At 62.8% G+C, this 18827-nt stretch carries 13 protein-coding genes; 2 read left to right on the forward strand and 11 right to left on the reverse strand.

Going from position 1 to position 18827, the window contains the following annotated elements; genetic code table 11:
• Positions 1–36: 36 nt before the first annotated feature.
• The 9 genes from chrA to AC1Q80_RS16455 form a co-directional block, all read right to left on the reverse strand.
• Entirely contained in the window at positions 37–1443 is a 1407-nt protein-coding gene (gene chrA, locus AC1Q80_RS16415; protein ID WP_492361133.1) for a chromate efflux transporter, read from the reverse strand.
• Between the two features lies 1 nt (position 1444).
• Positions 1445–2266 (reverse strand): chromate resistance protein ChrB domain-containing protein, encoded by an 822-nt coding sequence (locus tag AC1Q80_RS16420; protein ID WP_209789322.1) that lies wholly within the window; start codon positions 2264–2266, stop codon positions 1445–1447.
• A 209-nt stretch (positions 2267–2475) separates the two neighbouring features.
• Positions 2476–5712, reverse strand: a complete 3237-nt coding sequence (locus tag AC1Q80_RS16425) for an efflux RND transporter permease subunit (RefSeq protein WP_492361134.1) — start codon at positions 5710–5712, stop codon at positions 2476–2478.
• A gap of 2 nt (positions 5713–5714) precedes the next feature.
• Positions 5715–6821 carry an efflux RND transporter periplasmic adaptor subunit gene (locus AC1Q80_RS16430; RefSeq protein ID WP_492361135.1) on the reverse strand — a complete coding sequence of 369 codons (1107 nt, stop codon included), beginning with the start codon at positions 6819–6821 and terminating at the stop codon, positions 5715–5717.
• Positions 6822–7072: 251 nt separating this feature from the next.
• Positions 7073–8959 carry a bifunctional sugar phosphate isomerase/epimerase/4-hydroxyphenylpyruvate dioxygenase family protein gene (locus AC1Q80_RS16435; protein ID WP_492361136.1) on the reverse strand — a complete coding sequence of 629 codons (1887 nt, stop codon included), beginning with the start codon at positions 8957–8959 and terminating at the stop codon, positions 7073–7075.
• 25 nt (positions 8960–8984) lie between these two features.
• Complete coding sequence (locus tag AC1Q80_RS16440; RefSeq protein WP_492361137.1) at positions 8985–9845, reverse strand: shikimate dehydrogenase; 861 nt, start codon at positions 9843–9845, stop codon at positions 8985–8987.
• Between the two features lie 62 nt (positions 9846–9907).
• The gene (locus AC1Q80_RS16445; RefSeq protein ID WP_173421534.1) at positions 9908–10924 is read right to left on the reverse strand and encodes a TRAP transporter substrate-binding protein; all 1017 of its coding nucleotides are present in this window, start codon (positions 10922–10924) and stop codon (positions 9908–9910) included.
• Between the two features lie 66 nt (positions 10925–10990).
• The gene (locus AC1Q80_RS16450) at positions 10991–12271 is read right to left on the reverse strand and encodes a TRAP transporter large permease subunit (protein WP_492361138.1); all 1281 of its coding nucleotides are present in this window, start codon (positions 12269–12271) and stop codon (positions 10991–10993) included.
• Positions 12272–12281: 10 nt separating this feature from the next.
• A complete protein-coding gene (locus tag AC1Q80_RS16455; RefSeq protein ID WP_492361139.1) occupies positions 12282–12845 on the reverse strand; it encodes a TRAP transporter small permease in 564 nt (187 codons plus the stop codon).
• Positions 12846–13123: 278 nt separating this feature from the next.
• On the opposite strand from AC1Q80_RS16455, the gene AC1Q80_RS16460 reads away from it, so the two are divergent.
• Complete coding sequence (locus tag AC1Q80_RS16460) at positions 13124–13762, forward strand: TetR/AcrR family transcriptional regulator (RefSeq protein WP_492361140.1); 639 nt, start codon at positions 13124–13126, stop codon at positions 13760–13762.
• Between the two features lie 20 nt (positions 13763–13782).
• Here AC1Q80_RS16460 and AC1Q80_RS16465 read toward each other — a convergent pair whose 3' ends face one another.
• A complete protein-coding gene (locus tag AC1Q80_RS16465; RefSeq protein WP_492361141.1) occupies positions 13783–14274 on the reverse strand; it encodes an Lrp/AsnC family transcriptional regulator in 492 nt (163 codons plus the stop codon).
• Between the two features lie 123 nt (positions 14275–14397).
• On the opposite strand from AC1Q80_RS16465, the gene AC1Q80_RS16470 reads away from it, so the two are divergent.
• Positions 14398–16797 (forward strand): thiamine pyrophosphate-binding protein, encoded by a 2400-nt coding sequence (locus tag AC1Q80_RS16470; RefSeq protein ID WP_492361142.1) that lies wholly within the window; start codon positions 14398–14400, stop codon positions 16795–16797.
• Between the two features lie 61 nt (positions 16798–16858).
• On the opposite strand, the gene AC1Q80_RS16475 is transcribed toward AC1Q80_RS16470, so the two are convergent.
• Positions 16859–18820 carry a glycosyltransferase family 2 protein gene (locus AC1Q80_RS16475; RefSeq protein WP_492361143.1) on the reverse strand — a complete coding sequence of 654 codons (1962 nt, stop codon included), beginning with the start codon at positions 18818–18820 and terminating at the stop codon, positions 16859–16861.
• Between the last annotated feature and the right edge of the window lie 7 nt (positions 18821–18827).

Genomic DNA, 18827 nt, shown 5'->3' on the forward strand with positions numbered 1-18827 from the left:
CAATCGCAGCCTTGCACCATGGTCTCGGTCGTTCCCCTATGCGCCGACAAGGACCCACGCCATGCCGGCCAGCGCCGAGGCGAGCAGCGTCGCGATCACCGAGGCTTTGAAGCGGAAGATCGCCAGTGCCGCCGCAAGTGTCAGCAAGAGCGAGGGCAACACCAGCGAGCTCAAGACAGGCAGATCCAGTGTAAGGTAGCCGAGACGCCACGGGACGACCTGTGAAAACAACGTGTGAAGGCCGAACCAGACCGCCAGATTGAGGATGACCCCGACGACGGCGGCGGTGATGGCCGACATGGCGCCGGTGAGCGCGACATTGCCCCTCAGCTTCTCGATGAAGGGTGCGCCTAAGAAGATCCAGAGGAAGCAGGGCACGAAGGTCACCCAGGTCGTCAGCAGTGCTGCAAGCGTGGCCGCCGTCATCGGGTTGAGCGTACCGGGATCGCGGTAAGCGCCCATGAAGCCGACGAACTGGACGACCATTATCAATGGTCCAGGCGTCGTTTCGGCCATGCCGAGACCGTCGAGCATTTCGCCCGGCCGGAGCCAGCCGTAATGCTGCACGGCTTCCTGTGCGACATAGGCGAGCACCGCATAGGCGCCGCCGAATGTGACGACCGCCATCTTGCTGAAGAACCATCCGATCTCGGTAAAGACGTTGGTCGGTCCGAGGACCACAAACAGCAACGCCAGCGGCACGAGCCACAAGGCGAGAAACGCGGACGAGATCTTGAGGGACCAAGCGAGGTTGGGGCGGGCATGGATCGGCACCTGCTCGCCGAGCGCCGAATCCGCGTCATTGAGGACCGGTCCGGTTGCCTTGCCGTGGCCGCCACCGATGCGAAAAAGTGGCGAGCCCGCGCGTCCGCCGATGTAGCCGACGATGCCGGCTGTCAGGATGATCAGCGGGAAGGGAACGCGGAAGAAGAAGATTGCGACAAAGGCCAAAGCCGCGATGCCGATCATCAGTCTGTTCTTCAGCGCCCGGCTGCCGATGCGGAAAACAGCCTGGATGACGACGGCAAGCACGGCCGCCTTCAACCCGAAAAACAGTCCTTCGATCAGGTCGACATTGCCGAATGCCGCATAGACGTAGCTGAGGCCGAGGATGGCAAGGAAGCCCGGAAGCACGAACAGGATGCCGGCGACGAGGCCACCGGCGGTACGGTGCAGGAGCCAGCCGATGTAGATTGCCAACTGCTGCGCCTCAGGCCCGGGCAACAACATGCAGTAGTTGAGCGCATGCAGGAACCTGTGCTCGCCAATCCAGCGCTTTTCATCGACGAGGATGCGATGCATCACCGCGATCTGCCCTGCCGGGCCGCCAAAACTCAGAGCGGCGATCCGGATCCAGACCCAGAACGCTTCGGAGAATGAAATGCCATGGCCATGGGGCACCGACGCCCTGCCGGTTTCGGTCGTGTGTGTGATATCGGTCATTTCATGCCCCCTTCTTGGGCGAGGGCCAATTGTGCGTTTCGCCGGTGGCATCGCGGCACCAGCGGTAAAAGGCGTCATAGAGCAGCATGCCTGCCTGTAATTGCTCATGATCGTCGGCATACATGCGCGACAGGCCGAGAGAAACGGCAAGCAGGCCCGCCGCCTCGGGAGCAAGGTCGAGGCGTGATGTGTCCGCGCCCCGCACGATCGTTGCGAGCCGCAGCATCGGTTCCGTTTCCAGCCCGAACGCCTGCACCATCACATCGAAGGTGCAGTGGTCGCCCCGATGGCTCCATTGAATCGGAGCGTCGATGTCGAACGGCGTGGCGTCGAAACGATCCGCAACAGCTTCGACTTCCGCGGGTGCCACGAACAGGAAGACGGCGTTCGGATCAACGAAGCGCCGAATAAGCCATGGGCAGGCGATCCGGTCGATTTTCGGGCGTGCGCGCGTGACCCAGAGCGTGTGGCCGCTTGCCTGGCGTTTCGGCATGGCGGAGACGGGCACAGCCGGATAGGGGGCCTCCGCCCAGGCCTCGAAGCCGCCTTCCAGGACATCGGCCGGAATGCCCGCGTGTCGCAGCCATGCGGCGGCCCCATGGCTCAGCTTCTTGCCGCGCTGGCAGATGATGACGGCGGATCGGCCAGTGAAATCCTGACCCCAGTCCTGAACCAGCCGGTAGTCGCGCCGGAGCGATCCGGGGATCAGGCGCGGATCGGCGTCGAAATCTTCGTCGGTCCTGACGTCGACGAGCACAGGACATTTGGGCGTGCCGATGAGGCGGGCAAGTTTGTCGGGGGAAATTTCAAGAAGTGACGGCATAACGCGTCCTCCGTCTGAGCGGTTGAATGGACGCGATACTTCGGCTGTCGCCTCGTGGGGTGATCGCGACCCCATGTCGGATTATTGCCGCCGTTTCGCCCAGACTGTCAAGTCGCGGCTCTGCGCCTGCCGGAGCGATGGCCGCCGCGTTGCCTGCGGACACACGGCATAATTCGCTTCTGTAAAACAGGTGTGACGACGTACTCGAGCTAGGGGCTGCCTTGCTCGGCAGCGGCGCGCTGGGCATCTTCACCGCTCTCTGCGGAAACGGGCGTGGCTCCGGCATCGGCCTTTGTCGCTGATGCGTGGACGCCGCCCGTGGTCGAGAGACCGCCAAGCTTGTGGCCGCGCTCGCGCAACCACTGGAACACCACATAAAGGGCCGGGATGATGAAAATGCCGATCAGCGAGGCCGCGAGCATGCCGCCCGCAACGCCTGTGCCGACGGCGCGCCGGCTCAGCATGCCGGCGCCTTCGGCCGTCACCAGGGGAATGAGCCCGACGATGAAGGCGAAGCTCGTCATCATCACTGCGCGGAAGCGGGCGCGGGCGCCCTCGACCGCCGCCTCGACGATGCCGGCACCTTTCTCGCGATGAAACTTGGCGAATTCGACGATCAGGATCGCATTCTTGGAGGCGAGCGCGATCAGCACGACGAGGCCGATCTGGGCATAGATGTCGAACGACAGACCCGCGATAAGGATCGAAACGAGGGCGCCGGCGACGCCGACCGCCACCGACAAAAGGACAGGGATCGGGATCGTCCAGCTTTCGTAGAGCGCCACCAGGAACAGATAGGCAAACAGCACCGCCAGCGCGAGGATCGCCGTCGTCTGTCCCGCCGCTTCAAGTTCCTGCAACGCGGTTCCGGTCCACTCGTAGCTGTAGCCGGGGGGCAGGGTGGTCGCCGACAGCGCCTCCATCGCGGCGAGCGCCTCGCCGGAAGACACGCCGGGTGCCGGCTGACCATTCAGCGTGATCGAGCGGTAATTGTTGTACCTGACGATCGACTGCGGCCCGATGATATATTCGACGCGCGCGACGGAGGCGACGGGCACCATGCCACCCGAGGCGTTGCGTACGTGCAGGCGCGAGATGTCGTCGACCGACGCGCGGTCGGCCTCGGCCGCCTGCATGTTGACCTTCCAGCTGCGCCCGAAGAGATTGAAGTCATTGACGTAGAAAGACCCGAGCGTGCCCTGCAGCGTGGTGAAGAGATCGCTCACCGAGACCCCGAGCGCCTGCAGGCGGTCCCGATCGAGATCGAGGTAGAGCTGCGGCGAACTTGCCGAATAGGTGGTGAAGGTGGGGCCGAGCAGCGGGCTCTGGTTGGCGGCGACAATCAGGCCGCCGGCTGTCGCCGCCAGATCCGCGGGCGTTCGGCCCTGGAGGTCGAGCAACTGGTATTCGAAGCCCGAACCAGTGCCGAGGCCCATGATCGGCGGCAGGTTGAAGGCGAAGATCTGTGCGGCGCGGATCGCCGTGCCTTTGGCCATGGTCGTTGCAACCGCTGCGTCGACGGAGCTCGCCTTGCCGGTGCGCTCGGCGAACGGCTTCATCGTGACGATGGCAAAGGCGCTGTTCGACTTGGACAGGCCGTCGAGGAAGCTGTAGCCGGTGACGGTGATGACGTCGGCAACGCCATCGATGCCGCCGAGCATTTTCTCGACGTCGCGAACGACCGCATCGGTGCGGTTGTAGGATGCTCCTTCAGGCAGCCTTATCTCGGTGAAGTAGGCGCCTTGGTCTTCGCTTGGAAGGAAGCCTGTCGGCACGACGCGGAACAGCCAACCGCTGGCGCCGATCGCCACTGCCAGGAGGAGAAGGCCAAGGACAGCCCGACGGGCGATATGCCCGGCGACATGGACATAGCCGTCGCGTCCGTTGTCGATCCGCCGCGAGATCCAGCCGAGGATGCCGCGTTTCGGGCCGTGATGGGGCTTCAGCAGGATCGAGCAGAGGGCCGGGCTCAAGGTCAGCGCGTTGATGGCGGAGATCACCATCGACACGGACACCGCCACGGCGAACTGCTGGAACAGCTGACCGCTCAATCCGGGAATGAACGCGACGGGCACGAACACCGACAGGAGAACGAGCGTGATAGCGACAATCGCACCGGTGATCTCGCCCATGGCGAGCCGCGCCGCCTCGGGGGCCTGCATGCCGGGGTTCTCCTCCATCACCCGCTCGATGTTCTCGACCACGACGATCGCGTCGTCGACGACGATGCCGATCGCCAGCACCATCGCCAGGAGCGAAACGGTGTTCAGCGAGAAACCCATGGCGAGGATGACCGCGAAGGTGCCGATCAGCGCGACGGGCACGGCGACAAGCGGGATCAATGTCGCCCTGACATTGCCGAGGAACAGGAAGACGACGATGATGACGAGCACGAAGGCTTCGAGCAGCGTATGCACGACATTTTCCACACTCGCCTCGACGAACTGGGTCGTGTCATAGGAGATCGAGTAGGTCAGGCCCTCGGGAAACGATTGGGAAAGCCTTTCCATCGCCTGCTTGACGCCTTCGGCGGCGGCAAGCGCATTGGCTCCTGGTGCCTGATAGGTGCCGATCATCGCCACCGGCTTGCCGTTGAAACGAGCGCTGGAGTCAGAACTCGCTGCGCCCAGCTCGACTTTGGCGATATCGCGAATACGCACGAACGACCCGTCCGGCTCGGCCCTCAACACCACGTCCTCGAACTGGGAAGGATCGGTGAGGCGGCCCTGGGTCGTCAGATTGAGCTGAAACAGCGGATCGTCGGTCATCGGCTGCGCGCCGATCCGGCCGATGGCGGCCTGGACGTTCTGCGTCTTCAGCGCGTTGATCACATCGGTCGGCGTCAGACCGAGATTGGTCAGGCGATCGATATCGAGCACGATCCGCATGGCATAGTCTTTGGCGCCGAACAGCGAGGCATCGCCGACACCCGGCGCCCGCTTGATCGTGTCGAGCACGTTGATCGTCGCGTAGTTCGAAAGAAACAGCGAATCGAAGTCGCTGCCGTCCTTGCCGTAGATGGTGATCACCTGCATCAGCGCCGACGATTTCTTGCGCACGCTGACGCCGGTCTGCTTGACCTCCGAAGGCAGCCCGGCCTCGGCCAGCGACACGCGGTTCTGCACGTTGACGGTGGCGATGTCTGGGTCTGTGCCGACGGCAAAGGTGACGGTCAGCGTATAGGAACCGTCAGCGCCGCTCGTCGATTTCATGTAGAGCATGTCGTCGACGCCGACGATCTTGCTCTCGATCGGCTGGGCGACTGTGGTTTCGACCACCTCGGCGCCGGCGCCGGGATAACTTGCGGTGACGCTGACCTGTGGCGGCACGATGTCTGGAAACTGGGCGATCGGCAGCCGGGTAAGCGCGATCAGGCCGGCGAGCGTCAATACGATCGAGATGACGGCGGCAAAGCGCGGACGATCGATGAAGATTTCAGAGATCATGCTCAGCCACCCGTCGCCGCTGCTGCGTCAACGACGATGCCCGGCCTGACCTTGCCGACACCTTCGGTGATGACGTTTTCGCCCTCCTTCAGCCCCTTTCTGACCACGGAGAGCCCACGAGCCGAGCGCTCGACGTCGATACGCCTCAGTTCGACTTTGGAGGCGGCGTCGACAACCATGACGAAGGCACCCTGCTGGTCGCGCTGCACCGCCTCTTGCGGAACTGCCAAGACATCCTGCTTGTCGGACTGTTCCAGCGTGACCCGCACCAGCGTCCCGTCGAGCAACAGTGCGTTGGGATTGTCGAACTGCGCGCGTACAGTCACCGTGTCGGTCCCCTGCGCGACGTTGCTGCCGATGAAATCGATCGTGCCCTTCAATGGATACTCGGTACCATTTGGCAGCGTCAGCCCGACATTGGCACCGCCAGGCGTCATCCCCTTCAGCACGCGTTCCCGATAGGTCAGCAGCAAGGACGTCGAGACCGGAAACTCCACATAGATCGGGTCCAGCTTCGTCAAGGTGACGAGCGGGCCGGTATCCGGACCGACCAGCGCGCCGACATCGGCGGTGCTCAGGCCCAGTACGCCGTCGAAGGGTGCGGTAATCTTGGTGTAGGAGAGGTTGAGGTCTGCGCTCTGCTTGCTGCCCTGCAGCTTCACGAGATCAGCTTCCGCCTTCTTGACTTCGGCATTGGCTGTATCGACCTTGGCCTGCGAGATCGTATTGGTCGCAATCAGTTGCTTGGCGCGCTCCTGCTCAAGCACGGCCAGATCCCGCTGCGCCTCGGCGGCCTCGATCGAGCCCTCGATTTCCTGCACGGCCGCACGATAGGCGCCATCCTCGACCTGATAGAGCTGGGTCCCGGCCGTTACCTTCTGCCCCTCCTTGAAGTTCACGGCCTCAAGGAAACCGGCGACGCGGGCGCGAATATCAACCTTCTGGGTTGCGACGACGCGACCCGTCAGATCGACGCTTTCGCGAAGGTCCACGATCCGCGCGGGCGCTACCACCACGGCGGGCGCCTGCTGCGCGTAGGCAGTCGGTGCGCTGAACATGAACGCGAGAAGGACGGAAAAGGCAGAGAAGGCAGCTTTCGGCACGGTCATGCGACACCCTTTCGGCAACAAAGCCAGGTTCAGTCCCACGGAGTCTGCTCAACCCGCACAGTAGTCACGAATACTCTGCCTTTGAAGCGTAAATCGCCCTTCCGTAACTGTTACATCGGCGTTCGAAGCAATGTTACGCGATCCGTCAATTCTGCGTGCGGTCCGATCGGAATGTCGTGCTGCCGGCGAACGGGCGTTACGGCGCCATGACCTGTCCATGGAGTAATCCAGGACATGCGCATGCCAGATGCTTACGCGCGCGGCATGCCGGCCGGGTCAAGGAACTTGCGCAGCGCCGCGATGCGGAAGATCGCATTCGCCGCGCCATAGCCGCGGTATCCGCGCCGCTCGACGATCTCGAAGAAGAAGCCGCCGGAAAAGGTCGGGCTGTAGAGCTGGAAATATTCGCCGTTTTCATCCCTGTCGTGGAGGATGTTCTTTGCCTTCAGCCTTTCGGTGAAATCGGGATCGAGGCCGAAGCGGGCTTCCAGGTCGTCGTAGTAATTGGGCGAGATCGCCAGCGAGACGAAGCCGGCTGCGGCAAGCGCGTCTGCTGTCGCGAAGATGTCGTCTGTCGTGAAGGCCAGATGCTGAATGCCGGAGCCGAAGGTCTCGGCGATGAAGCGTCCTGCCAGCGTGTTGCGGTTCTCGGCCCCGTTCATGGTGATGCGCAGGGATCCCGAGGCATTTTCCACCACCTGGCTGCGCACAATGCCCGAGGGATCGATGATGTCGACAAGCGGCGTCTTATGGGCCTTCAGCAGCGAGGTATAGAAGAGCAGCCACGTCAGCAGTTCGTCGTAGTGCATCGTCTGGGCGATGTGGTCGATCGAACGCAGCCCGACGGCGGTCTCGATAAGGTCTTCGATCTGCTCGAACTCGACGTCCCATATTCTCCCGAGTTCGCTGTCGCGATCGAGGAAGTAGATGATGCCGCCGCCGACGCCGTGCACCGCCGGCATTTCGATTTCACCGTCGTCCAGCGGCTGGACGAAGGTCTCGGCACCGAGCGCCAACGCCCGCCGGTGCGCGGCGCGCGCGTCGTCGACGAGAAGGCCCATCGCATAGGCCGAAGCGCCGTGCACCAGGTAGGAGGAGTTGGCAAAGCCACGGCTTTCCGTGTTGATCACCAGCCGGATATCTCCCTGTTGGAAGACCGTGACGCTTTTCGTTCTGTGTCGTGCGGCCTTGCGGAAACCGAGTGTGCGGATCAGTGCCTCGAGGTGCGGCGCCTCGTCTTCGTCGATGGTGAATTCGATGAAGGCGATGCCTTCGACGCCCGATCGATCGGGCATTTCGGGAACGGGAAGCGCAATGTCCGGCTCGGCCCGCCGCACCTGATCGCCGAGGTAGAGCAGCGAGCGCTGGCCGTCGATGGATATCGCCGTTGCCGAGCCGCCGCGAAACTGGTCGTTGAAGATCTCGAGCGACAGATAGTCGTCATAGCCGGTGGCCGCCACTGCCCGCATGAATTCGAGCACGGGCAGGTCGCCTTCGCCGGGCATGTTGCGAAAATGTCGGCTCCAATAGAGCAGATCCATGTCGATCAGCGGCGCATCGGCCAGCTGGATGATGAAGATCTTCTCCTTCGGGATCGAGCGGATGGAGTTGACGTCGATCTTGCGCGCCAGCGTGTGAAAACTATCTAGGATCAGGCCGACATTGGCGTGGTCGGCGCGGCGCACCACTTCCCAGGCGTCGCGGTGGTCGTTGATGTGACGTCCCCAGGCAAGCGCCTCGTATCCAACGCGAAGGCCGCGGTTTGCCGCCCGCTCGCCAAGCTCGTGAAAGTCGGCGGCTGCCCGGTCTAGCCCGCCAAGGGCTGCGGGAGAAACGTTGGAGCAGACGAGCACCAGGTCTGTGCCCAACTCCTGCATCAGGTCGAACTTGCGCTCCGCCCGGTCGAATGTCCGGGTTCGGAGCGGCTCCGGCATGCCCTCGAAATCGCGGAACGGCTGGAACAGCGAAATCTCCAGACCATGGTCGCGCACCATCTGCCCGACCTGACGCGGGCTTTCGTCGAACACGAGAAAGTCGTTCTCGAAGATCTCGACGCCGTCGAAGCCGGCCTTGGCGATCGCCTCCAGCTTGCTGCGCAGGTCGCCGCTCAGGGAGACGGTGGCGATCGAGGTTTTCATGCGTGTCTCCTTCGTTGCCCTGTCGTCAGGCGGTCAGGGCCTTGAAATGGGCAAGCATGCGTGCCGCATCCGGCTCCCGACCGGTAAACAGACGAAACGCGCCGACGGCCTGAAACACCGCCATGCCGCCGCCGTCGAGCGTGCTGCAACCGCGCTGCCGGGCTTCTGCGAGAAGGGCTGTCTCCAGCGGGAAGTAGACGACTTCCGCCACCCAGTGGCGGGCCTCGAGCAGATCGGCGGGAAGCGGCAATCCGGGGTATTTCGCCATGCCGGTCGGCGTCGCGTGGATGAGGCCATCCGCTGCCTGCATCGCCGCGGCAAGGTCCGTGGCTGCAGCAATGTTGGCCTGCGGAAACAGCGCCGACATGCTGGATGCCAATGCCTCCGCACGCTCCATTTCCCGGTCGAAAACGGTCAGCGACGCCAGCCCCATCGAAAGGATGGCGTAGGCCGTCGCAACGCCGGCGCCGCCGGCGCCAAGCTGGACGGCGTGCGTCAGAGCCGCGTCTGGTAGGCCTCGGCGAAAGCTCTCGGAGAAACCCCAGCAGTCGGTGTTGTGACCGATGCGACGGCCTGCCTGAAGCACCACCGTGTTGACTGCGCCGAGATCGCGGGCTTCGTCCGACAGCTCGTGTAGAAATGGGATGACCAACTGCTTGCACGGATGAGTGATGTTCAGCCCGCAAAGGCCTCGCCGTTCCGCCTCGCTGAGCAATTGCGGTAGGTCTTCGGGACCAGCACCGCGCTGGCTGAGGTCGATCAGCTCGTATTCATAGGCGAGCCCCTGTGCCGCACCTTCGCGCATGTGCATCGCCGGTGTAAGCGAGGCTTGGATGCCGGCGCCGATCAATCCGGCTTTCAACGGTCTGAGAAGGGTCTCGGTCATCTCGACGGCTTTCATGATGGGACGGGGTGCCGGCCCGCGGACATTGCGGACCGGCGGCAGGCTTACTGGCCGCGAAGTGTCTGAAGTTCCTTGAACAGGGCAGCGACCGTTTCGGGGCCGATCTCGGCGCTGAATTTCTCGATCATCGGCTTGACGGCGTCGCGCAGCTTCTGGGTTTCTTCCGGCGACAGCTCGGTGACTTCCATGCCGGTCGCCTTGATGTCGGCGATCGCCTTGGCGTCGAATTCGCGCGAGGCCTTGCGCTGGTAGTCGCGGGCTTCGGTCGCCGATGCCTGCAGCACCGCCTTCTCCTCGTCGTTGAGGCCGTCCCAGAATTTCTTGCTGATGAGTACGATCTGCGGATTGTACTGGTGACGGGTCACCGTCATGTACTTCTGCACCTCGTAGAACTTGGCGTTGAGAATGTTGGCTGCCGGATTTTCCTGGCCGTCGACCGTGCCGGTTTCAAGCGCGGTGTAAAGCTCGGTATAGGGCAGCGGCACCGCATTGGCGCCGAGATTGTTGAACAGCTCGATCGGGATCGGCGACTGGATCGTGCGGATCTTCAGGCCCTTGATATCCTCGAGCTTGGTGACCGCGTGGCGGTTGTTGGTGAGATTGCGGAAACCCAGCTCCCAGTATCCCAAGCCGACGAGCCCGGTCGCGGGCAGCAATTCTGTCAGGCTGGTGCCGAAGGGGCCATCCATCACCTTGTCGGCCTCTTCGCCATTGTTGAAGAGGAAGGGCAGGTCGACCGCGCCAAACTGCTTGACGTTGCCGGCAAGTATGCCGGCGTTCAGGACCGTCATTTCGATGACGCCGCCCTGCAGCGCCGAGACGGTCTGGACGTCACCGCCAAGCACACCGCCGGGGAAGAGTTTGACCTCGATCTTGCCGCCGCTCTTCTCCTTCACCAGTTCGGCGAATTTCTCCATGCCCATGACCTGGGGATGGCCCTTGTTGTTGGCGGCGGCGAACTTGAGTTGCTGCTCGCGGATCTCGGCGAGTGCCGGGCTTGCCGCCATCAGCGCTACCGGTATTGCAACGCCGAGCGCCATTTTCATCAGTCTGTTGAACATATTTCCCTCCCAGGTTTGGCCGGTTTCTCCCTCCGGCCGGTTAAGCTTGCAGATGTTGCGTGGTGCCTATCGCGCGAACCAGGAGGCCGGAACGGTCACCAGTTGCGGGAACAGCACGAGCAGGAAAAGCACGATCAGCTCGGCGATCAGGAACGGCATGACGCCCTTCATCAGCTCTTCCATCTTGAGCTTGGAAACGCCGCAGATGACGTTGAGCACCGTGCCGACAGGCGGGGTGATCAGGCCGATCGAGTTGTTGATGATGAACAGCACGCCGAAATAGACCGGGTCGATGCCGGCCTGCTTGATGATAGGCATCAGCACCGGCGTCATGATCAGGATGGTCGGCGTCATGTCCATGGCGGTGCCGACGACGACGACGAGCGCCATGATGGCCAGCAGCAGCAGCGTCTGGTTGTCCATCAGCGGCTCGAGAAGGGCGACGAGATCGCCGGGCACGTCGGCAACGGTGATCAGCCAGGCCGAAACGGCGGCACAGGCGACGAGGAACATCACGATCGACGTGATCTTAGCAGCCGCGACGAAGACGTGAAACAGCTTGGCTGGCGGCAGCTCGCGGTAAATCACCATCGACACGAACAGTGAATAGACGGCCGCCACCACGCCGGCTTCCGTCGGCGTGAACACGCCGAACTTCAAGCCGACGATGATAATGACGGGCAGGAACAGCGCCCAGAGGCTGTCGATGAAGGTCTTCATCCTGACCGCGCCGCTCTGGCGCGGCGGCAACTGGTGCTGCTCCTTGCGCGACACGATCATCCAGGTGATGCAGAGGGCGGCGGCGATCATCAGGCCGGGGAAAATGCCGGCCAGGAACAGCTTGGTGATCGAGACGCCACCGACGACGCCGTAGAGGATGAAGCCGATCGAGGGCGGTATGATCGGGCCGATGATCGACGCGGAGGCCAAGAGCCCGCCGGCGCGGGCCGGGTCGTGACCGGATTTCAGCATCATCGGCAAGAGAAGGGCACCAAGGGCTGCCGCGTCGGCCACGGCCGAGCCGGAGAGGCTCGCCATGATGCAGGCGGCGAAGATGGCGACGAAACCGAGCCCGCCGCGGATATGGCCAACCAGGGCCATGGCGAGATCGACGATGCGTCGCGACAGGCCGCCGGTGTTCATCACCTCGCCGGCGAGCATGAAGAAGGGCACGGCCATCAGCGGAAAGCTGTCGGCGCCGTTCAGCACATTCTGGGCGACGATCTGGGCGTCGTAGAGGCCGAGATACATCATCAGCGCGACGCCGGTGATGATCAGCGCAAACGCGATCGGCACGCCGAGCGCCATCGGGCCAAGCAGGGCGACGAGGAAAATCGTGACGGTCATCGGTCTCTCCTCAGGGCTTGGCGCCGGGATGGGCGAGCGGGGATCCCGGGTGCTCGTCGAGCGCCGCCTGATCCTCGCTGTCACGCACGAGCTCGGCCGTCGCCACGTCGACGCGGCCGGTGAGGATGGAGAACATGTCCCAGAGGATGATCAGGAAGGCGGGAATGCCGAAGGCGAGGCCTGCACCGTAGAAAAACCCCATTGAAATGCCGGTGGCGGGTGCCGCGACATGGAGATTGATCAGCGTCTGCGACCAGCTACCGCTGATCATCAACCACGTTGCGCCCAGCATCAGCGCCTGGCCGCTAAGGATGGCGACCTTTGCACTACTGGGCGGCAGCCGACGCAAAAGCGAATCGACGCCGAGATGGGCGTGTTCGCGCATCGCGATGACGGCGCCAAGGAAGGTCAGCCAGATGAAGAAGATGCGCGACAATTCCTCGGAATAGGTGATGCCGGTATTGAAGGCGTAGCGCAGCACGACATTGCCGAAGACCAGCACGACCATGCCCGCAAGCAGAAGCGCGATGGCGACCTTCAGCAGCAGGAAGCAGAATTCGATTATCCTCACCATTTCGCTCCTCCCAGGCGATCAACCGCGTCTTGCGGCCTGTGACGTCCGTCATCGGTCAGGACATCCAGGTGTGCAAGGCTGACATGCCGATCTCTCCTCCAAGCGACCGAATGCCATTTCAAAATGTACTAACTAGTTCGAATGTCAAGCGGCATGTCTTGAAAGAAGCGCGCAAGCCCAATAAGACTTGGGGCAGGTCGCGGAGTGGAGCCGCGGCCAACGCGTGGCGGCGGCAGCCATTTCGCGTTGAGAATCAAGGGTGGAGGATGCGGCTGAGCATGGCGGCGCGAGCAGAGAACGGACGCAAGAACGATCCACAGCGCACCAAGGAGGACATCCTCATCGTCGCGACGGACGAGTTCGCGACCCATGGTCTGGCCGGCGCTCGCGTCGATGCGATCGCTGAGAAGACCCGCACCTCCAAGCGGATGATCTATTATTATTTCGAGAGCAAGGAAGGGCTCTATCTCTCGGTGCTCGAGCGGTCCTACCGCAAGATCCGGACGCTGGAGGCCGATCTGCAACTGTCGAGCCTTTCGCCCGAGGCGGCGCTTCGCACCCTGATCTCGACGACCTTCGAGCACGACCAGGCCAACCCGGAATTCGTCCGTCTCGTCAGCATCGAAAACATCCACCATGCCGCCCACATGATGCGTTCGGAGGCGATCCGCGATCTCAATGTCTCGGTCATCGAAACCATCGCCGGCATTCTTGAGCGCGGCGTCGCGGAGGGCGTGTTCCAGCGCACGGCGGATCCGATCGACGTCCACATGCTGATCAGCGCCTTCTGCTTCTTCCGCGTCTCCAACCGTTATACCTTCGGCACCATCTTTCGCCGCGACCTCTCGGAGCCGGAGACGATGCAGCGACACAAGGGCATGATCGCCGACGCCGTGGTGAGTTATCTCAAGAGCTAAATGCTGCTTGCCGGGAGCATCTAACCGTTGCGCAAATGCTCCGTCGGCAGCGCGGTCGTGTACTTGATCTGGCTGAGCGCGAAGCTCGAGCGAATGCTGGAGACGCCGGGGATCGTCGTCAGGAAGTCGACGACAAGCGCCTGGTATTTCATCAGGTCCTCGACGACGACGCGCAGCATGTAATCCGACTCCCCCGTCATCAGGTAACATTCGACGATTTCGGGTTTGGTCTTGATCGCGGCGCTGAAGACGTCGAGCGAGGCGCGGTCCTGCTGCTTCAGCGACACGTGCACGAAGACGTTGACAGCAAGGCCAAGCGCGAAGGCATCCACGAGCGCGACCGAGCCCTTGATGACGCCGCTCTCCTTCAGTTCATTGACGCGCCGCCAGCAGGGAGAGGCCGATAGCCCCGTCGCCTCCGCAAGCTCGGCCGTGCTGATTTCGGCGTTCTGTTGCAGGAGGTCGAGGATGCGGATGGTTGCAGCGTCAAAGCTTGGCAGTTTCTTCGGCATGAAATTTCCTGATATGGCGTTTTGTCGGTCAGTATTGCCGGAAATGACAAAATTTCCAACAAAGATAGACCGGATATTTCGCGCGACCGGGTGTAGCGTTTTCATGTTCTGGGAGGAGCCGACATGCAAGCGCATAAACTTTCGACCGTCACGCTGAATTGCCTGAAAGATCTGGAACGGCAGGTGCTGTGGCACGCGTGCTGGATGATCCACAACGCCAATCACATCCGGGAAAAGGGTGAGGTGAAAGTCGGCGGGCATCAGGCGTCGTCTGCCTCCATCACGTCGATCATGACGGCGCTGTACTTCCATATCCTGCGGCCGGAAGATCGTGTCGCGGTCAAGCCGCATGCGGCCCCGGTCTTCCATGCCATCCAGTACTTGATGGGCAACCAGACGCGCGAGAAGCTGCAGAATTTCCGTGGCTTCGGCGGCGCGCAATCCTATCCGAGCCGCACCAAGGATATCGATGACGTCGATTTCTCAACGGGCTCGGTCGGGCTTGGTGTCGGCATTACCGCCTTCGCCTCGATCATCCAGGACTACATCGCGGCGAAATCCTGGGCGCAGAAGAAGAGCGACGGCCGCATGATCGCGCTGGTCGGCGATGCCGAGCTCGACGAAGGCAATATCTACGAGTGCCTGCAGGAGGGCTGGAAACACGATCTGCGCAACACCTGGTGGGTGATCGACTACAACCGGCAAAGCCTCGACGGCGTCGTTCGCGAGGGCCTGTGGCAGCGGATCGAAGCGATCTTCACCGCTTTTGGCTGGGACGTGAAGGTCGTCAAGTACGGCTCACTTCAGGAGGCGGCCTTCAAGGAGCCCGGCGGCGAAACCTTGCGCGCCTGGATCGACCGCTGCCCGAACCAGCTCTATTCCGCGCTGACCTTCCAGGGCGGGGCCGCCTGGCGCAAGCGGCTTCAGGACGAGATTGGCGACCAGGGTCATGTCAGCAAACTGCTCGCATCGCGCAGCGACGACGAACTGTCGGAGCTGATGAGCAATCTCGGCGGCCATTGCATCCAGACGCTTGCCGAGACCTTTGCCAGCATCGATCACGATCGCCCGACGGTCTTTCTCGCCTATACGATCAAGGGCTGGGGAACACCGCTGGCCGGCCACAAGGACAATCATGCCGGCCTGATGACCAAGGCGCAGATGCAGGATTTCCAGCAGAAGATCGGCGTTCGCGCCGGCGAGGAATGGGAAGAGTTCGCGGCGGTCGCCGACGCCGGGGCGGCAAAGGAATTTCTGAAGAGCGTGCCGTTTTTTGCCGAGGGCACACGGCGGTTCACGTCGCAGCCGGTGCAATCTGCCGGTCCGGTTCTGCTCGACGACCGCGAGCTTTCGACCCAGGCGGGGTTCGGCAAGATCCTCGATGCGCTGGCGCAGCGCGACGATGCGCTCGCCGCCCGCATCGTGACGATGGCGCCCGATGTGACCGTCTCGACCAATCTCGGGCCGTGGGTCAACAGGCGCGGCCTGTTTGCCCGCGAAACCCAGGCCGACACGTTCCGAGACGAGAAGGTTCCTTCGGCGCAGAAATGGGCCTTCGGCCCTGGCGGGCAGCATATCGAACTCGGCATTGCCGAGATGAACCTCTTCCTGCTCCTGGGCGCGGCCGGCCTTTCCCATTCGGTGTTCGGCGAACGCCTGCTGCCGATCGGCACGGTCTACGATCCGTTCGTCGCCCGCGGACTCGATGCCCTCAACTATGCCTGCTATCAGGATGCACGCTTCATGATCGTCGGCACACCTTCGGGCGTGACGCTGGCGCCGGAAGGCGGCGCCCACCAGTCGATCGGGTCGCAATTGATCGGCATGAGCCAGGACGGGCTTGCCAGCTTCGAACCTGCCTATCTCGACGAACTCTCCGTGATCATGGACTGGTCCTTCGATTACATGCAGCGCGACGGCGATGCAGTGCACGACGAACGCACGTGGCTGCGCGATACGACCGGCGGCTCGGTCTATCTCAGGCTGACCACCCGCCCGCTCGAGCAGATGCAGCGCCGCGAGGATGCGGCCTTCCGCCAGGGCGTGATCGACGGTGCCTACTGGCTGCGTGAGCCGCGACCGAACACCCAGCTGGTGCTGGCCTATCAGGGGTGCGTCGCGCCTGAAGTGCTGATGGCGGCCGGGCGGCTGGCCGAGCGCCACCGTGACGTCGCCGTGCTGGCGGTGACGTCGGCCGACCGGCTCAACGCCGGCTGGACGGCGGCGCAGCGGGCACGACGGCACGGCCATCACGCCGCTGAAAGCCATATCGAGGCGCTGCTGGCACCGCTTTCGGATGCCTGCGAGATCATCACCGTCACCGATGGTCATCCCGCCACCCTCGGCTGGTTCGGATCGGTGCACGGTCACCGTACCGTTTCGCTGGGGGTCGAGCATTTCGGGCAGACGGGCACGATCGCCGACCTCTACGCCCATTTCGGCATCGATACGGACTCGATCATCGAAGCGGCCGAAGCGGTCGCTCTCCGCCGCAATCACCGCAAGTTCAGGCAGGCCGGATAGGAGCGCCACACGCGATGACCGGGGTGCCGGAGCACCACGAACCCACCGTTTCCGGCAAGGGTCAACCGATAAAGGCGCGCCGCAGAAGGCCGGCCATCGATGCGCGCAAGCTGCCACGATCGGCAATTTGGGCGCGCGACACGCCGAACAGCAGGCGCAGGATGCCGTTGCGTTGTTCGGTTGTCGGCAGGATCGTCAATCCGCCATCGGCCTCATGGCCTTCGGCAATGCGGACCCAGCCGATCTGCGGCAGGTAGACCGCTGCATCATCTGTTCGCGCCGCGTCCAGGCCCGGGATGCGGACGCGGTCCGCCGACAGCCCGCCTATGCTGATGTCGATGGTCTGCCCCGCCTGCCGATACTGCCCGTCCAGCGACACGTCGATGACCTCTTCCTGCCCGTATCGTGGCAGTTCGATGCAGACGAGCAGGCTGACGAAGGCGATGGTCATCGATACGAGTGACCAGACGAGATTTAGGATTTCTCGCTCGGAAAAATCCGTGGGCGCGTTCCACGCGAGCACCGTCTGCAGCACCGAAAGACCGGAAAGCACCGTCACCAGGCCGAAGAAGAGCGCCGTCGGCAGGTGTACGCGCATGCGCGCACGGTCGCCGCCTTTCTCCGTCACTTTGAAGGGGCGGCCGAACGGACGGCGGATCGCCTGCAGCAGCGTAAGCGTGACCGGCAGCGCCGTCAGCGCATGGGTGACCTCGGTAAACAGCGGCAATGTCCGTTTTCCCGAGATCCAGGATGCGTAGACCCAGAACACCAGCAATGACGAGATGCCGTACTTCATGAACAGAAGCTCGTCGGCCTGAAGCGCGGAAATTCCGAAGAGCCAGTAAATCGACGGCGCGAAAAGCAGGCAGAGAATGAAGGGCTTCGACAGCCAGCACAGCAGTCCGTGCAGATAGTGAAAGCGCTGGCGCAGGGTAAAATGCCCCCGCCACAGCGGTCCATCCTTCAGGAGACCGATCTGGATCGTGCCGAGGCACCACCGGGTTCGTTGGGTGATGTATTCGGGAATGCCCTCGGCGGAAAGGCCGACGCTGAGTTTCTCGTTCAGCCATCGGGTCACGTATCCGCGCTCCATCAGACGATAGGAGAGCAGCATGTCCTCCGACAGGGCTTCGTGCGGGAAACCGCCGATTTCGTTGACGAGAGCCCGGCGCACCACGAAGCTCGTTCCCACGCAGAAGGCGCACTCGACCGCATCCTTTGCCGGTTGGAACGTGTCGAAGAAGACGCGCTGATCGTCGACAAAGCTCGACGCGATGTGCAGGTTGTGCTGGATCGGGTCGGCGTTGAAGTAGAACTGCGGTGTCTGGACGATGCCGATGCGTTGGTTTCTGAACAGGCCGACGACGCGCTTGAGAAAGTTTGCCTGTGGCGCGAAGTCCGCGTCGAGGACCATGATGAAATCGGATGGTCTCTCGTTGTTCGTCAGATGCAGCGCGTTGTTCAGATTGCCGGCCTTGGCATGCCGGTTGTCCGGGCGCGTAATGTAGTTGACGCCGATAGTCTCGCAGTATTCGCGCACTTCGGGGCGACGGGTGTCGTCGCAGACATAGACCTGGAAATCCGGGTAATCCATCGCCTTGGCGCAAACGGCTGATTTTTCCAGAATATGGATCGGCTCGTTGTAGGTGCAGATGAAAACGGCAACCGATGGATAGCGGCCGTTTGCGGCAAGTTCGCTCTCTGCGGCATCCGCCTCGGCCGTCCAGTCCGTGGTGCGGCAAAGGATCAGGACGGAGGCGACCGCGTAGACGATCGAGATAGCCTCGAACGAAAAATAGACATAGGGCCAGAGGCTTTCCGCAGTCGGTTCCAGGTCGGGCAGGGTGTCGAGCAGTCGCCAGCAGATATAGAGCGTGAGCGACGCTGCGGTGACGATGCTGAAGGCAACCCTCTCCAGCGGGTTTCGCGGATCCGCGAGGGCGGCAAGCGCCAGGAACGCCAGTGCAACGCCGAGATCGAACAGAAGGACGCTTGTGAGATCGGAATCGAGGTGGAAAAACATGGCAGCA

It is taken from the genome of Ensifer sp. GW823-FHT05D09 (assembly GCF_058795755.1).

What these genes read in the sequence shown, in the direction of transcription:
- AC1Q80_RS16450 (WP_492361138.1), bottom strand. Translation starts at nt 12,271, where the DNA reads ATGACCGTCACGATTTTCCTCGTCGCCCTGCTTGGCCCGATGGCGCTC.
- AC1Q80_RS16445 (WP_173421534.1), bottom strand. Translation starts at nt 10,924, where the DNA reads ATGTTCAACAGACTGATGAAAATGGCGCTCGGCGTTGCAATACCGGTA.
- AC1Q80_RS16465 (WP_492361141.1), bottom strand. Translation starts at nt 14,274, where the DNA reads ATGCCGAAGAAACTGCCAAGCTTTGACGCTGCAACCATCCGCATCCTC.
- AC1Q80_RS16470 (WP_492361142.1), top strand. Translation starts at nt 14,398, where the DNA reads ATGCAAGCGCATAAACTTTCGACCGTCACGCTGAATTGCCTGAAAGAT.
- AC1Q80_RS16425 (WP_492361134.1), bottom strand. Translation starts at nt 5,712, where the DNA reads ATGATCTCTGAAATCTTCATCGATCGTCCGCGCTTTGCCGCCGTCATC.
- AC1Q80_RS16435 (WP_492361136.1), bottom strand. Translation starts at nt 8,959, where the DNA reads ATGAAAACCTCGATCGCCACCGTCTCCCTGAGCGGCGACCTGCGCAGC.
- chrA (WP_492361133.1), bottom strand. Translation starts at nt 1,443, where the DNA reads ATGACCGATATCACACACACGACCGAAACCGGCAGGGCGTCGGTGCCC.
- AC1Q80_RS16420 (WP_209789322.1), bottom strand. Translation starts at nt 2,266, where the DNA reads ATGCCGTCACTTCTTGAAATTTCCCCCGACAAACTTGCCCGCCTCATC.
- AC1Q80_RS16460 (WP_492361140.1), top strand. Translation starts at nt 13,124, where the DNA reads ATGGCGGCGCGAGCAGAGAACGGACGCAAGAACGATCCACAGCGCACC.
- AC1Q80_RS16430 (WP_492361135.1), bottom strand. Translation starts at nt 6,821, where the DNA reads ATGACCGTGCCGAAAGCTGCCTTCTCTGCCTTTTCCGTCCTTCTCGCG.
- AC1Q80_RS16455 (WP_492361139.1), bottom strand. Translation starts at nt 12,845, where the DNA reads ATGGTGAGGATAATCGAATTCTGCTTCCTGCTGCTGAAGGTCGCCATC.
- AC1Q80_RS16440 (WP_492361137.1), bottom strand. Translation starts at nt 9,845, where the DNA reads ATGACCGAGACCCTTCTCAGACCGTTGAAAGCCGGATTGATCGGCGCC.
- AC1Q80_RS16475 (WP_492361143.1), bottom strand. Translation starts at nt 18,820, where the DNA reads ATGTTTTTCCACCTCGATTCCGATCTCACAAGCGTCCTTCTGTTCGAT.